We start from the raw sequence: 16,697 nt of genomic DNA, 5'->3' as shown, positions 1-16,697 counted from the left end.
TACCGGCTACAGCACGTCGGGTGCGCCGCGAGGCTGCAGTTTGACGAACCGGTCCGACAGTCGGCGCATCCGGATCATCAGCGAGGCCGGCGGGCTGACGGTGCCGTCGAGGTACTCGCGCAGCGTGTCGGCGGGTACGCCGGCCCGCGAGCAGAACTCCTCCTGGCTCAGGCCCGACCGCTCGATCAGCACTCGCACGTGGCGGGCGACCTCGGCGCGCTCGTTGGCCTCCAGGTGGGCCCGGGCGCGGGTCAGCACCTCCGACAGCGCCTTGGAGATGCCGTAGGGCCCGGTACCCGCCAGGACTTCTTCAACCTGCCGGGCGGTGCGCCCGTACGGGTCGCGCTTGAGTGCCACCACGATGAGCTGCCAGGTGGCGATGTCGCCGGTCTGCAGTGCGGCGCGGATGGCCGACGTCGACCAGAACTCCACCGGCCGGTCGGTGCTGCCGGACCGGGGTGGCTGCGGTGCACGGCGTCGGTCCGGGGCCAACGTCACCTCGCCTCCTCCAGCATCGACACCGCAACCGCCAGGCAGCGCGCCCGGACGTGGTCCCAGTCCGTTCCGGCCGGGGGCGCACCGTCGCCGGAGTCGTCCACGTCGCGTTCGACCGGTTCCGGGTCGGCGAGCCGACAGATCAGCTGCGTGGCCATCCATTGGCGGTCGGCTGGTTGCCCAGCGTAATACCTGTCGACACCGCGAAGTGCCGCAGCAACGGTTTGCGGGTCGAGCACGTCGACGAGCTCGGCCAGTTCGCGGTAGTCCCGCGGGCTGTTGCGCGACATCAGCAGGTACCCCTTGAGGCGCAGCGTCTCGGCGCAGGTGGGGACCTGCAGGCGGTCGCCGGTCGGCAGCTGGACCGCCGCGGTCTCCATCGGGCGGCAGCGGGTCAACACCGGGCCCTCGAATCCGATCTCGTTCGCCACCCAGGACTCGGTCTCCAGCGCGTCAAGGGCCACCGCGAGCCGGCGCCGCCACACGGTGACGGGATGCACCGGCCGAATCGCCCGGGGCAGGGCCCGGCCGCCACCGCCGCGAGACGGCCAGCCGCCGGCCAGCTTGGCCAGCGCGTTGCCCACCGCCTTGCCGCCGCCGGGCGCGGCCGCCGCAGCTACCGGCAGCGCTTCGATCTTGCTGGTGGCCACCTCGGCCATACCGCAGCCTCGCAGCGCCAGCGGGTCGCCGACGCAGACCGCGTCGGGAACCAGTTCCTTGAGCCGGGCCGCCGACTTCACCACCGCCCGCAGATCGGCACTGGGGGTGATCAGCGCGGAGATGTCATCGGGAATCATCACCACATCACCGAGATCCACTGTGGGCAGCGGCTTTTCGAAGTCCACCGACGGCAGCAGCCAGGCCAGCCAGCGCGGCAGCCACCAGTTCCATTCCGCGAAAATCGCCATCAGCGCCGGCACCAGCACCAGCCGCACCACCGTGGCGTCCACCGCGATCGCCACCGCACAGGCCACCCCCAACTCGGCGACCAGCGGCATCCCGGCAAACGCGAAGCCGGTGAACACCGCGATCATGATCAGCGCGGCGCTGGTGATGGTGCGCGCACTGGTGCTCACGCCGTGGGCGACGGCGTCATGGGTGTTGCCGGACTGCAGGAAGCGTTCCCGGATCCTGGTCAGCAGGAAGATCTCGTAGTCCATCGACAGCCCGAACGTCATCGCCAGCACGATCGGTGGGATGAAGCTGTCGACCGACCCGGTCGGTGTCAGCCCGAACCGCTCCAGCCAGCCCCACTGGAACACGATCACCAGGCTTCCGTAGGCGGCCCCCACCGACAGCACCGTCATCACGACGCCCTTGAACGCCAGAAACACCGACTGGATCGAGATCAACAGCATCACGAACGCGATCAGCGCCACGAACACCAGTACCAGCGGTTCGGTCGCCGCGACCCGGTCGTCGAAATCCTTGATCAACGCCGTCGGCCCGCCGACGTCCACCCGCGCCGACGGCGAACCGGCCGCCGCCGGCAGGTGTTCGCGCATCCAGTCGATGGTCTCGCGGGCGGCCATGTCCTCCGGGTCCACCGACAGCACCGCCGACAGCAGGCCGCTGCTGTCGTCGTCGCCGAAGACCGGAGGCGAGACCGAGGCGATATTGGGCGCCCGGGTCATCTCCCGGCGGACCGCGGCGAACGTTTCGGCATGCGAGGGTGCCGAGGCGTTCGCGCCGGGAATGGTGACCAGCACCCGGACCGGCCCCAACGCACCCGGACCCAGCGCCTGGGCCGCCGCGGCCACCCCGCCCCGGATCTCGTGGGAGGAGTCGAACTGCCGCAGCATGCTGTTGCCCTGTTCCAGCGACAGCGCCGGCGCCGCCAGCGTCAGCAGGAATCCGGCGGCCAGCAGTGCCGACACCCACGGGCGGCGCATCACCCAGGCCGTCCAGCGGGTCCAGAACCGGGACTGGGCGGCCGGGCTGCGCGACCAGTTCAGCAGTGCCGACCGTTTGGCCACCGGGCGGCCGAACACGGCCAGCACCGCCGGAGTGAGGCTGACCGCCGCCAGCACCGCGACGGAGACGGCCAGGATCGCGCCGGTGGCCATCGACACCAGCACCGGGGTGTTGATCAGATAGATACCGGTCAGCGACGCCACCACGGTCAGGCCGGACAGCACCACCGCCAGCCCGGATGTCGCCATCGCGGCGTCGGCCGCCTCCTGCGGTTGGCGGCCGGCCCGCAGTTCTTCGCGGTAGCGCATCAGGATGAACAGCGAATAGTCGATCGCCAGCGCAATGCCGAACATCGACACCGTCGAGGTGACGAACACCGACATCGTGGTGAACATCGACAGCAGATAGACCAGCCCCATCGTGACGATCACCGTGCCGATCCCGAGGGCCAGCGGGATGGCGGCGGCCGCCAGGGAGCCGAACACGGCCAGCAACACGATCAGCACGATCGGCATGTTCCACTGTTCGGCCGCCGCGATGTCCTGCTTGGTCTTGGCCGACGCCGCGGCCCCCAGGGCGCCCTGCCCGATCACATACAGGTTCACCGAACCGTTCTCGATCCGGCCGGGGTGTTCGCCTTCCACGCCCAGCTTGGCGCGCAGCTTCTTGGCGATGTCGACCGCGCCGGTGTTGTCGAAGTCCACTCGCAGCGACACCACATAGGGCCGGTCGGGACGCGGCGGCGGCTGCCGCTGATCGGGAACCACCGTCACGCTGGGCACCTCGCCGGCGACACGCTGCATCAGCGCGACGGCGTCCTGCATGTCGTGGTAGGTGGCGTCCGCGCGCGGAGCCGCCACCAGGGCCAGCGGCGAGGCGCCCTGGTCGGGGAAGTGATCCTCGAGTTGATACTGCACATACAGCGACTGCGACCCCTCGACCTCGAAGCCCCCGCCGGTGAGTTGACCGGAGTGGTTGGCGGCCAAATAGAGCGATGGCAGCACAGCCAGAAACCAACCTGTGAAGACCACCCAGCGGAATCTGCGCAGGTTGCTGCTGAAGCGCATCATGAACTGCTGGATTTCGGTTCTCCCCGCTCTCGCCCGCACCGGTGCGTCGCGTGTTGCGAGCCTACCGCAGCAAGCAGTGGCGCCGGCGCTTTCTCGTCGCCTCTGAGCTGGTCCGATGCGGTCCGGGAACCGCACTGTGACCAGGCCGACGTGCGCTCGGGTGGCGGCGTACTGCCGATGCTGACAGGATGGCGGGCGGTCCCGCCGGATACGGCGAGCGGTGCGGTTCCGCGAGCAGGAGATCCGGCGACGACGACACCGTCCGATCCTGCCGCTGGTGCCGGGAGACGTCCCGCCCATCCGACCAGCCGACGCCTCCGCAACGTGGCGGAACCGCCCGGAAATCTCACCAGTTGTGAGGAGAATTCGTGAACACCGCTCGTGCCGTCCTGCTTCGCACCCGGACCCTCGGTGCCGTCGCCGCCCTGTCGGTGGCCGGCGCCGCGACCGGCGCCCTGCTGTCGGGGCCGTCGGCGCCGTCGGCGACCGCATCCAAGGATCCCTGTGTGGCCAGCGAGCTCGCCCGGACCGTCGGCAAGGCCGTCACCTCGGCCGGCGACTACCTCGACTCCCACCCGGACACCAACCAGGTGCTGACCGGGGCGCTGCAGCAACAGCCCGGCCCGCAGACGCTGGCGGACCTCAAGAGCTACTTCGACGCCAATCCGAAGGTCGGCGACGACCTGGCCAAGATCACCGCACCGGTGACCGAGGTGAGCGACCGGTGCAAGCTGGCGGTCAACCTGCCGCAGGTGCTCGGGCTGCTGCAGGCCGCCCAGGCTCAGGGGGGCCTGCCCGGCGGCCTGCCGGGAGGCCTGCCCGGCGGCGGCCTGCCAGTGAGCGGTCCGCCGGCCGGGGGAGTGACCCAACCGGTCGCGGTTCGCTGACCGCGGTTTCGCAACCGGGAGTGTCCCGGCAGCCTGGGTCCTGGGTGCGGAAGACGAAGAAGAACAGCACCCACCCGACGGCGCCGACGAGCAGCCAGCTGATCATCCGGTAGATCAGCACCGCGGAGATGGCATCCGGCCAGCTCAAGCCGCTGGACACCAGGCCCGGGACCAATACGGCCTCCACGACCAGCAGTCCGCCCGGGATCAGCGGAATCGTTCCCGCGGCGCGGGCGGCGGCATAGGCCACCGTCAAACCGGCCACCGACGCGCTGCCGCCGGTGGCGTAGGCCGCGCACGCCAAGCAGGCGACGTCGGCGATCCAGTTGAACAACGACCAGCCGAATGCCGTCGACGCGTCCCGGCGGCCCAGGCTGACAGACTCCAGTTGCCCCAGCATTCGGCGCCAGGTCGCCACGCCGGTGTCGGCGGGCTTGTCGCGCACCGAGTTGAACCAGCACAGGACGCGTACCCCGATGCCGTCGATCAACTCCGGACGCGACGCGACCGCCTGGGCCAGCAGCAGCAGCGCGACGAAGCCACCGAGGGTGAACAGCAGCGAGAACGGATTGTCGCGTGCACCCAGCAGAAAGGCGCCCCCCAGGCCCAACAGCGCCAGCCCGACCGCCTGCAACACCCCCGACATCACCAGCTGCCACGACGCCACCACCGGCGAAGCGCCCCAGCGTCGCTGTTGGCGGTACAGGAAGGTGGTCGACAGTACCGGGCCGCCGGGCAGCGTGGTGCTCAGCGAGTTGGCGGCGTAAAACGCCGCCTCGGATCGCCACTGCGTGACGTGCACCCCGGCCGAGCGCAGCAGGGTGCGCTGGATCTGCGCGAAGCTGTGCATAGATGCTGCCGCCGCCAGGATCGCGCCGAACAGCCAGCGGCTGTCGGCGCGCCACAGACTGGCCCACGCCGTGGCGAGCTGGTCCCACACCAGCACGATCTCAACCGTCAGCACCACTGCGACCAGACCGGCGATGACCGGACGCACCCAGCTGCGGGCACCGGCCGGACGTTGCGGGGCCCCGGCCGGGACGGCGATTACGTGGTGCGACACGGAATTAGAGGTTAGCCGCGTGACAGCGATATCCGGCTACAGTATGTGCGCTCGCTGCGGCATCGTTACGCTACCGGAATGTCAGCCAGCGCAGCCGAATCCGTCCACCCGACCGTGCGCAAGGCGACAGCCTGGGCCTGGCGCCTGCTGGTGTTGTTCGCCGCGGCATTGGTGGTCCTGCTGATCGCCCGACGGCTCGAAGTCATCGTCGTCCCGGTGGCGCTGGCGATGATGATGTCGGCGTTGCTGCTGCCCGGTGTGGACCGGCTGGACCGGGCCGGCGTCCCCCGCGGCCTGGCGGTGTTCCTGCTGTTGCTCACCGGCGTGGCGGTGCTGGCCGCGCTGCTGAGCTTCGTGATCGACGAGTTCATCGACGGCCTGCCCGAGCTGGTCGAGCAGGTCACCCAGATGGTCAACTCGACACAACACTGGCTGATCGAAGGCCCACTGCACCTGAGCGGCGACCAGATCGACAAGGCCGGCGCCACCGTGATCACCGAGCTGCGCAACAATCAGGCCAAGCTGACCAGCGGCGCGTTGTCGACGGCCGAGACCATCACCAAGATCTTCACCGGTGCGTTCGTCGTGCTGTTCACGCTGATCTTCTTCCTCTACGGCGGCCGCGACATCTGGCGGTTCACCGTCCGGTTCTTCCCCAGTGACGTGCGGGCCAAGGTGCACGCGGCCGGGGTCGCCGGCTTTGAGTCGCTGATCGGCTACATCCGGGCGACCTTCCTGGTGGCGCTGGTGGACGCCGTCGGGATCGGCATAGGTCTGGCCGTCATGGCCGTGCCGTTGGCGTTGCCGTTGGCATCCCTGGTCTTCCTGGGAGCTTTCATTCCGCTGGTGGGTGCGGTGCTCACCGGACTGTTGGCGGTGCTGGTCGCCCTGATAGCCAAGGGCTGGATCTATGCGTTGATCACCCTGGGCCTGATCATCGCCGTCAACCAGCTCGAGGCCCATGTGCTGCAGCCGCTGGTAATGGGCCGCGCCATGTCGATCCACCCGCTGGCGGTGGTGCTGGGCATCTCCACCGGGGCGATCCTGGCCGGTATCGTCGGCGCGCTGCTGGCCGTCCCGACGATCGCGTTCATCGACCGGGCGGTGCGGGTACTGGTCGCCCCGCACGATGCCGAAGATGCGGCGCCGGAGGAGGATGCGACGCCCGAGCAGGATGGCGAACCCGGGGGCGATGCGGCGCCCGAGGAGGAGATCAGTACCGGCCCTCCCGGCGCAGCAACTCCGCCGCACTGAGACCACCGGCGGCGCCGCGTCGCTGCGGATTGTCGCCGCTCTTGTCGCCCTTATCGCCCTTGCCCTCCTGGTCGCGGGGGGCGGTGAGTTTCTCGGTCGCCGGACTGTCCGGGTCGCTCTGAACCGGGATGGCGGTGGTGGGGGCGTTCTCGGTGTCCTCCGGGGGGCCGCCGGGTTTGGGCAACGACCGCGTCCGCTCGTCGGACGGCCGCGGTTCGGCCGAATCCTGCCGGCCGCGCGAGCGTGGCGATCCCGCATCGCGGCCGCCGCGCAGCTCGCCCAGCCAGGACTCGATTTCGCGGTCTCCACCGGCCGGACCCTCGGCGGGGGACTCGACCCGCTCGGTCACCGGATCAGCCGCCTGGAACCGCGTGGTCGGCGCCTCAGGAGGCCCGGCGTTGATCCGGTTGGTCCGGGCGCCCGACGGGCTGCCCGTCACGGGCCGCGTCGGCAGCTGCTCAGTCGCCCGTGGCCGGGCCTGACCACCGGCGGTGGGATGGGTCGGGTCGTGCACTGGTCGCGCCGGGGCCGCGCCCGCCGGCGTCGTGACAAGCGGTGCCGGCGCGCTGGGCCGGTTCACCCTGCGCTTGCGCTCGTCGGGCAGCCGGATCTCGCCCAGCCCGATCCGGTGCTGGATCCGCTTCATCCAGCGCGGCGCCCACCAGCAGTCGTCGCCGAGCAGTTTCATCACCGACGGCACCAGGAACATCCGGATCACGGTGGCATCGAGCAGCAGCGCCGCCATCAGGCCGAACGCCAGGTACTTCATCATCACCAGGTCGGAGAACACGAACGACGCGGCAACCACCGCGAGGATCAGGGCGGCAGCGGTGATCAGCCGCCCGGTGGTCGCCGTACCGATCCGGATGGCTTCGGTGGTCGACATCCCGGATTCTCGGGCCTCCACCATCCGCGACACCAGGAACACCTCGTAGTCGGTAGCCAGCCCCCAGCCGACCGCCACCACCAGCGCGATCACCACCACCATCAGCGGTGTGGGAGTGAAATTCAGCAGCCCGGCGCCGTGCCCGTCGACGAACATCCAGGTCAGGATTCCCATCGTCGCCCCGATGGTCAGCGCGCTCATCACCGCCGCCTTCAACGGCAGCACCAATGAGCCGAACGCCAGGAACATCAACAAGGTGGTGGTGGTCAGCAGGATCACCAGCATCAGTGGCCCCTTGTCGACCATCGCGTGGATGCTGTCCTGCTCAAGCGCGGGGGTGCCGCCAACCAGCACGGTGAGGCCCTTGGGTGTGCTCATGGCGCGCAGCGCCTTGATCTTCTGGGCCGCGTCGTTGCGGTTGATCAGTCCGTTCTCAATCACCCGGATGCTGTGGTCCTTCGACGCACCGGGCAGGTAGGGGCGTTCCTTCCACATCTCGCCCGGGTCGTCGTCCGGCTCGACGAACCCGCTGATCGCCATGGCGCGGTTGCGGATGTCGGCGACCTGCTGATCGGTCACCGGCTTGTCGGCGGTGCTCTGGATCACCAGCGTCAGCTTCTCGGTGCGGAAACCGGGAAAGATCTCGTCGAAGTGCTCCTGGGCCACCCGGGCGGTGTTATCCGGCGGCAGGTACTTCTCGCTCATCCCGCCGAACGTCAGCTTGCCCAGCGGAATGATCAGCAAGATCAATCCGACCACGATCGGGATCGCAAACGCCAGCGGCCGCTTCATCACGAAGTTGACCAGCTTGCCCCAGAAGCCGGCCTCGACCTCTTCGCGGGTCTTGGTCTTCTGGGTCTTCTCGGCGAACCAGCCGATGATGCGGTTGGAGAACTCCCAGTCCCGCAGGAATGGGATGCGGTAGAGGGTGCGGACCCCCAGGGCGTCGACGTTTGAGCCGAGCACCCCCAGGATTGCCGGCAGCAGGGTGATCGACAGCAGCGCGGCCAGCCCCACCGCGGCGAAGAACGCATAGGTCAACGAGTGCACGAAACCCTGCGGCAGCACCAACAGGCTGGCGCAGGAGACGATGATCAGCACCGCCGAGAACACCACCGTGCGCCCGGCGGTCATCACTGAGCGCCGGACCGCGGCCTCGGTGTCGTAGCCCTCGGCGATCTCCTCCCGGAACCGGCTCACCACGAACAGGCCGTAGTCGATCGCGATACCCAGACCGATCAGCGAGACCACCGGCTGGGCGAAGAAGTGCACCGGCCCGAAGTGGGTGGTGAGCTGCAGGATGCCCGTCGCCCCGGCGATACTCAAACCGCCGACGATCACCGGCAGGCTGGCGGCGATCACCCCGCCGAACACGAAGAACAACACCACCGCCACCAGCGGAAGGGCCAGCACCTCCATGCGCTGCTGGTCGCTGGCTATGGTTCCGGTCAGTGCGCTGGCGATCGGCTGCAGGCCGCCGAGTTCGACCTTGCCGTCGTCGAGTTTCTGTAGGTCGGGCTCGGCCGTCTGGAAATTCTTGAGGATGGTGTCGTCGTCGTCGCCCTCGATCTGGATCGAAGCGAAGGCGTGTTTCTTGGCCGAGTCGGCCATGTTGGCCAGCGCTTCGGGATTGGTGAAGTAGCCGACCCAGCTCATGATCTGATCGGGGTGATCGGCCTTGACCTTGTTCAGCCCGTTCTTGATCTCGTCGAACCACTCCTTGTCGTCGACGGTCTCGCCCTCCGGCGCGGTGAACACCGCCACCACATGACTGGTGCGATCTCGGCCGTACACCTCGTCACCGAGAACCGAGGCCTTGACCGACTGACTGCCGTCGTCGTAAAAACCACTCTGGGTGACGTGGTCGCCCAGACTCATGCCGTAGACCCCACCGCCCAAGCAGAGCGCCACCATCACGCCGATTACGATGAACCGGTAGCGGTATACAGTTCGACCCCACCAGGCGAACACCTATACGCTCCTCACTAAAGTCTGTTGAGACATCTTTCGGGCCCGCGCGTCCCTTGCCAGGTTGTCCAATTGTTACTCGCGCGAGGCCAGCAGTGAGCTCAGCGGCCGGAACGGCTGCAGCCACGCCCCTTGCTCCGGCAGCGAATCCAGGCTGATCCGCGGCAGCCGCTCCCGGAACACACCAGGAATGTCCTCCAGGTCGACAAACTCCAAGGTATCCGAGGCTAGCGCCCAGCTGGCATGTTCGCGAAATCCGAGCACCGAAACGGTTATGCCGAGTGCACAGAGTTCTTCCAGCGGTTCCCGGAACGCCTGACCGTCGGCCGAGGCCACCGCCACCGCCGCCAGCCCCTGGTCCCGCCGCAGCGCGATGTGTTCGAGCATGTCGGAATCGACGTCACTGTCCTCGTCGATCTTCGGCTTGGCGAAGACCGCGAACCCCACGTTACGCAGCGCCTCCACCCACGGCCGGACGACGTCGGCGCTGCCCGGTGCGATATTGGTGAAGACGGTGGCCTCGGGCTCGACCGGCTGCTGCGGGTGACGTGCCGAGATCTCAGCGGTGCGATTCAGCAGCCAGCGGCCCAAGGCGTCGAAGCGGGGTCGTTCCGCCCCGGTCGGGCGGCGGCCCAGGATCGCGCCCAAGCCCATGTCCAGGTTCGGTGCGTCCCACACCAGCAGCACCCGACGCGCCGGTGGCCCGCCGGCGGTCGGGTCCTCCGGGATCTGCGCTGACGGGGCGGGGGCCTCGGCCACAGCGTCGCTCACCGCGGCTTCTCCCAGATCAACTCGGTGATGGCACTGCCGGCGTCGCGGCCCTTCGCTTCGTACTTGGTGGTGGGCCGGGCGATCGAGATCGGCAGTGTCGGAGCGGGATTCGTCACCCGGCGCAGGCCGGGCTCGCCGTCGCCGGACTCGGCGATCTGTTCGGCGTAACCGGCATGGTCGGTCGCCGCGTGCAGCACCCCGCCGGGCTGCAGCCGATCAGCGATCAGGGCCATGGTGGACGGCTGCAGCAGCCGCCGCTTGTGGTGCCGCGCCTTGGGCCACGGGTCGGGAAAGAACACCCGCACCCCGATCAGTGACTCTGGGGCGATCAGGTGCTCCAGCACGTCGAGGCCGTCGCCGCGCAGCAGTCGGACGTTGGTGAGCTGTTCGCGTTCGATGGCACACAGCAACTGTGCCAACCCGCGCTCGTAGACCTCCACGGCGATCACGTCCAAATGCGGCTCGCTCCGGGCCATCGCGACCGTCGAGGTGCCGGCTCCGCAGCCGATCTCCAGCACCAGCGGAGCCGCGCGGCCGAACCAGCGTTGCGGATCCAGCGGACCGGGGCGGTCGGTGCCGTCCGGCGGCGCCACGTCGGCGCCCAGTTCGGGCCAGAGTCGCTCCCAGGTCTGGCGCTGGCCGACGGAGAGTGCGGAGTGCCGGTAGCGAACGCTGAAATTTCGGCCACGCCGCGGAACCGGTGCATCGATGCCAGGGACGCCCGATGACGATTCGACGTCGCGCTGCGCGTGCATGCAGTCCATGGTGGCCCATGTACCCAGGTGTACCCACGGCGCGGTCCACATTGATACCCAACAGTTGCTTTTCGAGGCCGCCGGGATCGGCGCGCGGACACCGTGGCACGGTGACTCGCATCCCGGCGGCACAGCTGACACCATGGCCTGCACGTGGTGGGCCGATTGGGCGATGCGGGAGGGCATGGTCGTGACACAGGGGCGCCAGCTTTTCGCCGACGGGCTGACCCGGCTGGCCGCCGAGCTCTCCGATCCACGGCTGTCGTCGATCGCCGCGGACGTCACCGCGCCGTTGCGGGTCGCGGTGTGCGGGCGGCGCGGGGTGGGTCGGGGCACCGTGGCCGCCGCGCTGGCCGCCGCCGGGCTGGAGGTCAGCTGCGCGCCCGATGGCGGGCCAAAAGCCGCAACCGCCGACGCCGCGGTGTACGTCGTGGCCGAAGCGGTCAAACCGGAGGACTCGGCGGAGATCGTGGCGGTGCGCTCGGCGCGGCGCTGGCCGGTGCTGGTGGTGCTCAACAAGGCGGACCTACCCGGACGAGCCGGCGTCGACGCCGTCGCGACGGCCAGCAGCGCGCCGGCGGCACCGCTGTCGGGGCTGTTCGCGCTCGCCGCACTGGCTGGTCGCCTGGACGGCGAGCTGTGGACGGCGCTGGGCATGCTCGCCGCCGCACCCGCCGATCTCCGCTCGGCCGACCACTTCATCAGTTGTCCGCACCCGGTGCCGCGGCAGCTGCGCGAGCGGCTCTGCGCCGCCCTCGACCTGTCCGGAATCGGGCAGCTGCTCGGGCCGGCCCGGCGCGGCGACACGGTGACGCAGGGCAGGGCGTTGCTGCGCCGGCTCAGCGGCATCGACGGCGTCGTCGCACGCCTGGCCGCGCTGGGTGCCGGCGTTCATCACCGGCGGACGTCGGAGGCGGTGGTCCGGCTCGAGGCGCTGGCGGTCGGCCAGGACTTCGCGGCCCGCATCGATGCTTTCCTCAACTCCGACGCGACGGTGGCGGCCCGGACGGCCGCGGCGGCCGTGGTGGTCCAGGAGCCCGGCACGGCGGGAGAACCGGTGCTGCGCCGGGCGCGTCGCTGGCAGGGCCACCGCAGCGCACCGGTGGGTGTCATCGAGCGTGCTTGCGCCGCCGACATCGCCAGGGGTTCGCTGCGGGACTGGGCCAGGACGCGAGGCCTCCCATGACCACCCTCGACCCGGACCCGGCCGCCGAGGACCCGGTGGCGGCGGTGGACGCGCTGGTGGCCGAGATCGCCCCCGGGCTACGGCCGCCGGCGGTGCGGCGCCGCGACGTGGTGATGGTCACCGGCCCCTGGCTGGCCGGGGTCAGCGCGGTGGCAACGGTGCTGGCCGAGCGCCTGCCGCAGTGGCCGGTCGTCGAAGCCGCCGAACTGCCGCCGGGCGAGGTGCCGACGGCGGTGGTGTTCGTGGTGTCGGCCGCGGCGGCACTGACCGAGTCCGACTGCGCGCTGCTCGACGCCGCGGCCGCCCACACTGATGTGGTGATCGGAGCGGTGTCCAAGATCGACGTGCACCGGCAGTGGCGGGAGATGCAGCAGACCGCCCGCGAGACGCTGGCCGACTACGCGCCGCGCTACCGCGACGTGGCGTGGGTGGGGGCGGCCGCGGCGCCCGAGCGCGGCGAACCCCGGGTGGACGACCTGGTCGCGGAACTGGCCAAACAACTGGGTGACAGCGATGTGCAGCGGCGGAACCGGTTGCGGTCCTGGGAGTTTCAGTTGCGCACCGACGCAGACCGGATCGACCGCGACGCCCGCGCGGAGGGGCGGCGGGCACGGGTGACATTGCTGCAGGAGCAGCGCGACGAGGTGGTGCGGCAGCGGCGGATGTCGAAATCGGAGCGGGTGATCGGATTGCGCAGCCGCATCGCCCAGGCCCGGGTGCAGCTGTCCTACTTCGCCCGCAAGCGCTGCGCCTCGGTGCGCGGCGAGCTCGCCGAGGATGCCGCGGGCATGACGCGGCGCCGGTTGCCGCAGTTCGAGGCCGATGTGCGCGGCCGGCTGGAGGAGGTTGTGGCCGAGGTCGACCAGGGCGTCTCGGAGCACCTGGCCGACGTGGCCCAGGAGCTGGGCCTGTCCGGCGACGCCGCGGCGACGACCTCGACCCCGCAGTTCGAGATCGGCGCGCCGGCGTTGTCGTCGCGGCGGTTGGAGACCCAGCTGATGACCCTGCTCGGTGCCGGCTTCGGGCTGGGGGTGGCGTTGGCGCTGAGCCGGTTGTTCGCCAACCTGGCCCCGGGATTGACCGCGGCCGGCGCGGTGGCGTGCGTTGTGGTCGGGGTCGCGGTCACGGTGTGGGTGGTTCGCATCCGTGGGCTGCTGCGGGACCGGGCGGTGCTTGATCGCTGGGTGGGCGAGGCCACTGCCGCGCTGCGCTCCGCCCTGCAGGAACTGGTGGCGTTGCGGGTGGTGGCCGCCGAGTCGGCACTCACCGCCGAGCTCGCCGAGCGCAACGAAACCGAGGCCGCGCGGGCCGCTGACCGGATCGCCGGGCTGGACCGGGAACTGCGTGAGCACGCGGCCGCGACCGCCCGGGCCGCCGCGGTGCGGGATCGGCAGCTCCCGACGCTGCACCGGGCGCTGGCCGCGGTGCGGTCCGAGCTGGGCGGTTTAGCGAGATTCGACGCAGGAGAGGCGAAGCTGGGACCGCCCGATGAACTGGGCGGTTCAGCGAGATTCGACGCAGGAGAGGCGAAGCTGGGACCGCCCGATGAACAGGGCGGTTCAGCGAGGTTCGACGCAGGAGAGGCGAAGCTGGGACCGCCCGATGAACTGGGCCAATCCGGTCCCGCGAACCCCGCCCGGACAGCGGCCGATTAGCGGCGTGTATGCCCGCTTCGCCGCTCGCGGTTCTGCACGGTAATCTCTTATCTAATGAAGGTATAAGAGGTGGACTGCGGCGCACACCAGCGGCAATGCCACGACGCGACACGGGTTACAACAGGAGAGTTCAATGACCTCAGCGACCATCCCCGGTCTGGACAACGCCCCGACGAAACACCGCGGGTTGCTGGCCTGGGTTCAGGAGGTCGCGGAGCTCACCCAGCCCGACCGTGTGGAGTGGTCGGACGGTTCGGAGGCCGAGTGGGACCGGCTGATGGGCGACCTCGTGGCGGCCGGAACCGCGGTCAAACTCGACGACGAGAAGAAGCCCAACTCCTACCTGGCGCTATCCGACCCCGCCGACGTGGCGCGGGTCGAGTCCCGGACCTTCATCTGCACCCGCACCAAAGAGGGTGCCGGCCCCACCAATAACTGGATGGACCCCGACGAGATGCGGGCCACCATGACCGAGCTCTATCGGGGCTGCATGCGCGGGCGCACCATGTATGTGGTGCCGTTCTGTATGGGCCCGCTGGGCGCTGAGGACCCGAAGCTCGGCGTCGAGCTGACCGACTCGCCCTACGTGGTGACGTCGATGAAGATCATGACCCGGATGGGCGCCGCGGCGCTGGAGAAGATCGGCACCGACGGCGCCTTCGTCAAGGGCCTGCACTCGGTGGGTGCGCCGCTGGCCGAGGGCCAGCAGGACGTGCCGTGGCCGTGCAACTCCGAGAAGTACATCACCCACTTCCCCGAGACCCGCGAGATCTGGAGTTACGGCTCCGGCTACGGCGGCAACGCGCTGCTGGGCAAGAAGTGCTACGCGCTGCGGATCGCCTCGGCGATGGCCCACGACGAGGGCTGGCTGGCCGAGCACATGCTGATCCTCAAGCTGATCTCGCCGGAGAACAAGGCTTACTACATCGCCGCCGCCTTCCCGTCGGCCTGCGGCAAGACCAACCTGGCGATGATCCAGCCCACGATCCCGGGCTGGCGGGCCGAGACCCTCGGTGACGACATCGCCTGGATGCGGTTCGGCAAGGACGGCCGGCTCTACGCGGTGAACCCGGAGGCCGGCTTCTTCGGGGTGGCGCCGGGCACCTCCTACAGCTCCAACCCGAACGCGATGAAGACCATCGAGGCCGGCAACACCATCTACACCAACGTCGCGCGCACCGACGACAACGACATCTGGTGGGAGGGCATCGACGGCGACACGCCGGAGCACCTGACCGACTGGAAGGGCAACGACTGGACGCCTGAGTCGGGAACCCCTGCCGCGCACCCGAACTCGCGCTACTGCACCCCGATGTCGCAGTGCCCGATCCTGGCCCCGGAGTGGGATGACCCGGCCGGCGTGCCGATCTCGGCGATCCTGTTCGGCGCCCGCCGCAAGACCACCGTTCCGCTGGTGACCGAGGCCCGCGACTGGCAGCACGGCGTGTTCATCGGGGCCACCATGGGTTCCGAGCAGACCGCCGCCGCTGAAGGCACGGTGGGCAAGGTCCGCAGAGACCCGATGGCGATGCTGCCGTTCATCGGCTACAACGCCGGCGAGTACATGCAGCACTGGATCGACATCGGCAAGAACTCCGATGAGTCCAAGCTGCCGAAGGTGTTCTTCGTCAACTGGTTCCGCCGCGGCGAGGACGGACGCTTCCTGTGGCCGGGCTTCGGCGAGAACAGCCGGGTGCTCAAGTGGATCATCGACCGGGTCGAGGGCAAGGGCTCCGGAGAGTCCACCCCGATCGGTACCGTGCCGCACGCTTCGGATCTGGAGCTCACGGGCCTGGATGTCGACCCCGCTGATGTGGAGCAGGCGCTTGTTGTCGACGCCGCCGAGTGGCGCGCCGAGTTGCCGCTGATCGAGGAGTGGTTCGAGTTCATCGGCGACGACCTGCCCAGTGGCCTGCGCGACGAGTTCGACGCCCTCAAGCAGCGCCTGGGCTAACCCGGCTCGGGGGCTAGTCCGACTGGACTAAGTCCGGTAGGCTCGGGGCATGGCGACGGTCAACATTCACGAGGCAAAGACGCATCTGTCCAGCCTCCTCGCCCGCGTCGAAAACGGTGAGACGATCACGATCGCGCGCGCCGGCAGGCCGGTTGCCGATCTGACACCGCACTCGCGGATCGACATCGCTTTCGGAGTTCTATCCGGCCGGCTCCACTACGACGACGAACATTTCGACGACGTCGACGACGCCCTCAACGCCCAGTTCGGGCTTGAATGACCGGCATCCTGCTCGATACCCACGTACTGCTCTGGTCGCTGGACGACAGTCCACGTTTAGGTCACCATGCGCGCGCCCGAATGGTTTCTGCCCCGGCAGTATTCGTCTCACCGGCCAGCATCTGGGAGATCTCCATCAAAGCGGCTACCGGCAAGCTCGCGATGCCCGCGGACTTTGAGGACGCCGTCGGGAAGTCCGGCTTCCGCAATCTGCCGATCACCGGTCACCATGCCATGGTGTGCAATATCGCTGCGTTGCCGCACAACGATCCGTTCGACGCGATGCTGGTGGCTCAGGCCGAGGTCGAGCGCCTCGAGCTGCTGACCGCGGATGCGAAGCTCCTCGAGGCGCTGCCCGATCTCGTGGATGCGCGGCTCTGATCGCCCGGGCGCGCGGCGTCGCGGCGCCGGACCCGGTGGGACTGGTCTTTGACCGCCGACGCGATCTCGCGCAGGGTGGCGCCTGCCTGATCCGGTCGATCGCGCAGTGCACGAATGGCAGCCTTGGCCATTCGGCCCGGGGTGAGAAGCCGTGCGGGATGTAGATCGTGGTGCATCAC

12 protein-coding genes and 1 pseudogene are annotated in these 16,697 nt (G+C 69.4%); 7 read left to right on the top strand and 6 right to left on the bottom strand.

The annotated features are described in order from the left end of the window. Positions 1–6 precede the first annotated feature (6 nt). Positions 7–498 carry a helix-turn-helix transcriptional regulator gene (locus ACAG20_RS07850; protein WP_112689186.1) on the bottom strand — a complete coding sequence of 164 codons (492 nt, stop codon included), beginning with the start codon at positions 496–498 and terminating at the stop codon, positions 7–9. Beyond that, positions 495–3,479, bottom strand: a complete 2,985-nt coding sequence (locus ACAG20_RS07845; protein ID WP_370492180.1) for an MMPL family transporter — start codon at positions 3,477–3,479, stop codon at positions 495–497. Before ACAG20_RS07845 ends, ACAG20_RS07850 begins: the two co-directional genes overlap by 4 nt. A 368-nt stretch (positions 3,480–3,847) precedes the next feature. Here ACAG20_RS07845 and ACAG20_RS07840 point away from each other — a divergent pair. After that, positions 3,848–4,201, top strand: a pseudogene (locus tag ACAG20_RS07840) (hemophore); the annotation flags it as partial. A gap of 16 nt (positions 4,202–4,217) precedes the next feature. On the opposite strand, the gene ACAG20_RS07835 reads toward ACAG20_RS07840, so the two are convergent. Next, on the bottom strand, positions 4,218–5,429 hold the full coding sequence (locus tag ACAG20_RS07835; protein WP_370492179.1) for a YbhN family protein: 1,212 nt from the start codon (positions 5,427–5,429) through the stop codon (positions 4,218–4,220). 78 nt (positions 5,430–5,507) lie between these two features. Between ACAG20_RS07835 and ACAG20_RS07830 the strand changes: the two genes are divergently transcribed. Further along, the gene (locus ACAG20_RS07830) at positions 5,508–6,683 is read left to right on the top strand and encodes an AI-2E family transporter (RefSeq protein ID WP_370492178.1); all 1,176 of its coding nucleotides are present in this window, start codon (positions 5,508–5,510) and stop codon (positions 6,681–6,683) included. Here ACAG20_RS07830 and ACAG20_RS07825 read toward each other — a convergent pair. From ACAG20_RS07825 to trmB, 3 genes are all read right to left on the bottom strand, one after another. After that, complete coding sequence (locus ACAG20_RS07825) at positions 6,643–9,540, bottom strand: MMPL family transporter (protein ID WP_370492177.1); 2,898 nt, start codon at positions 9,538–9,540, stop codon at positions 6,643–6,645. The two genes, ACAG20_RS07830 and ACAG20_RS07825, sit on opposite strands and share 41 nt — an antisense overlap. 72 nt (positions 9,541–9,612) lie before the next feature. Further along, complete coding sequence (locus tag ACAG20_RS07820) at positions 9,613–10,296, bottom strand: NYN domain-containing protein (protein WP_370492332.1); 684 nt, start codon at positions 10,294–10,296, stop codon at positions 9,613–9,615. Between the two features lie 8 nt (positions 10,297–10,304). Then, positions 10,305–11,063 carry a tRNA (guanosine(46)-N7)-methyltransferase TrmB gene (gene trmB / locus ACAG20_RS07815; RefSeq protein WP_370492176.1) on the bottom strand — a complete coding sequence of 253 codons (759 nt, stop codon included), beginning with the start codon at positions 11,061–11,063 and terminating at the stop codon, positions 10,305–10,307. 142 nt (positions 11,064–11,205) lie between these two features. On the opposite strand from trmB, the gene ACAG20_RS07810 reads away from it, so the two are divergent. From ACAG20_RS07810 to ACAG20_RS07790, 5 genes are all read left to right on the top strand, one after another. Continuing rightward, positions 11,206–12,249 carry a hypothetical protein gene (locus ACAG20_RS07810; protein WP_370492175.1) on the top strand — a complete coding sequence of 348 codons (1,044 nt, stop codon included), beginning with the start codon at positions 11,206–11,208 and terminating at the stop codon, positions 12,247–12,249. After that, positions 12,246–13,904, top strand: coding sequence for a hypothetical protein (locus ACAG20_RS07805; RefSeq protein ID WP_370492174.1), 1,659 nt, complete (start codon positions 12,246–12,248; stop codon positions 13,902–13,904). The genes ACAG20_RS07810 and ACAG20_RS07805 overlap by 4 nt, the downstream gene beginning before the upstream one ends. 133 nt (positions 13,905–14,037) lie before the next feature. Next, positions 14,038–15,858 carry a phosphoenolpyruvate carboxykinase (GTP) gene (locus ACAG20_RS07800; protein ID WP_370492173.1) on the top strand — a complete coding sequence of 607 codons (1,821 nt, stop codon included), beginning with the start codon at positions 14,038–14,040 and terminating at the stop codon, positions 15,856–15,858. Positions 15,859–15,907: 49 nt separating this feature from the next. Further along, positions 15,908–16,138, top strand: a complete 231-nt coding sequence (locus ACAG20_RS07795) for a type II toxin-antitoxin system Phd/YefM family antitoxin (protein ID WP_112688807.1) — start codon at positions 15,908–15,910, stop codon at positions 16,136–16,138. Next, positions 16,135–16,518 (top strand): type II toxin-antitoxin system VapC family toxin, encoded by a 384-nt coding sequence (locus ACAG20_RS07790; protein ID WP_370492172.1) that lies wholly within the window; start codon positions 16,135–16,137, stop codon positions 16,516–16,518. Before ACAG20_RS07795 ends, ACAG20_RS07790 begins: the two co-directional genes overlap by 4 nt. Positions 16,519–16,697: the final 179 nt, after the last annotated feature.

The organism is Mycobacterium sp. pW045 (assembly GCF_041287085.1).
In the GTDB taxonomy this organism is placed as follows: domain Bacteria; phylum Actinomycetota; class Actinomycetes; order Mycobacteriales; family Mycobacteriaceae; genus Mycobacterium; species Mycobacterium algericum_A.
Note: the sequence above shows the minus strand (reverse complement) of the source record. Positions and strands in the feature narration are given on the sequence as shown.

Bases quoted from the DNA above. Each gene is read 5' to 3' on its own strand.
- ACAG20_RS07845 (WP_370492180.1), bottom strand. From the start codon at position 3,479: ATGATGCGCTTCAGCAGCAACCTGCGCAGATTCCGCTGGGTGGTCTTC.
- ACAG20_RS07830 (WP_370492178.1), top strand. From the start codon at position 5,508: ATGTCAGCCAGCGCAGCCGAATCCGTCCACCCGACCGTGCGCAAGGCG.
- trmB (WP_370492176.1), bottom strand. From the start codon at position 11,063: ATGCACGCGCAGCGCGACGTCGAATCGTCATCGGGCGTCCCTGGCATC.
- ACAG20_RS07810 (WP_370492175.1), top strand. From the start codon at position 11,206: ATGGCCTGCACGTGGTGGGCCGATTGGGCGATGCGGGAGGGCATGGTC.
- ACAG20_RS07805 (WP_370492174.1), top strand. From the start codon at position 12,246: ATGACCACCCTCGACCCGGACCCGGCCGCCGAGGACCCGGTGGCGGCG.
- ACAG20_RS07800 (WP_370492173.1), top strand. From the start codon at position 14,038: ATGACCTCAGCGACCATCCCCGGTCTGGACAACGCCCCGACGAAACAC.
- ACAG20_RS07795 (WP_112688807.1), top strand. From the start codon at position 15,908: ATGGCGACGGTCAACATTCACGAGGCAAAGACGCATCTGTCCAGCCTC.
- ACAG20_RS07790 (WP_370492172.1), top strand. From the start codon at position 16,135: ATGACCGGCATCCTGCTCGATACCCACGTACTGCTCTGGTCGCTGGAC.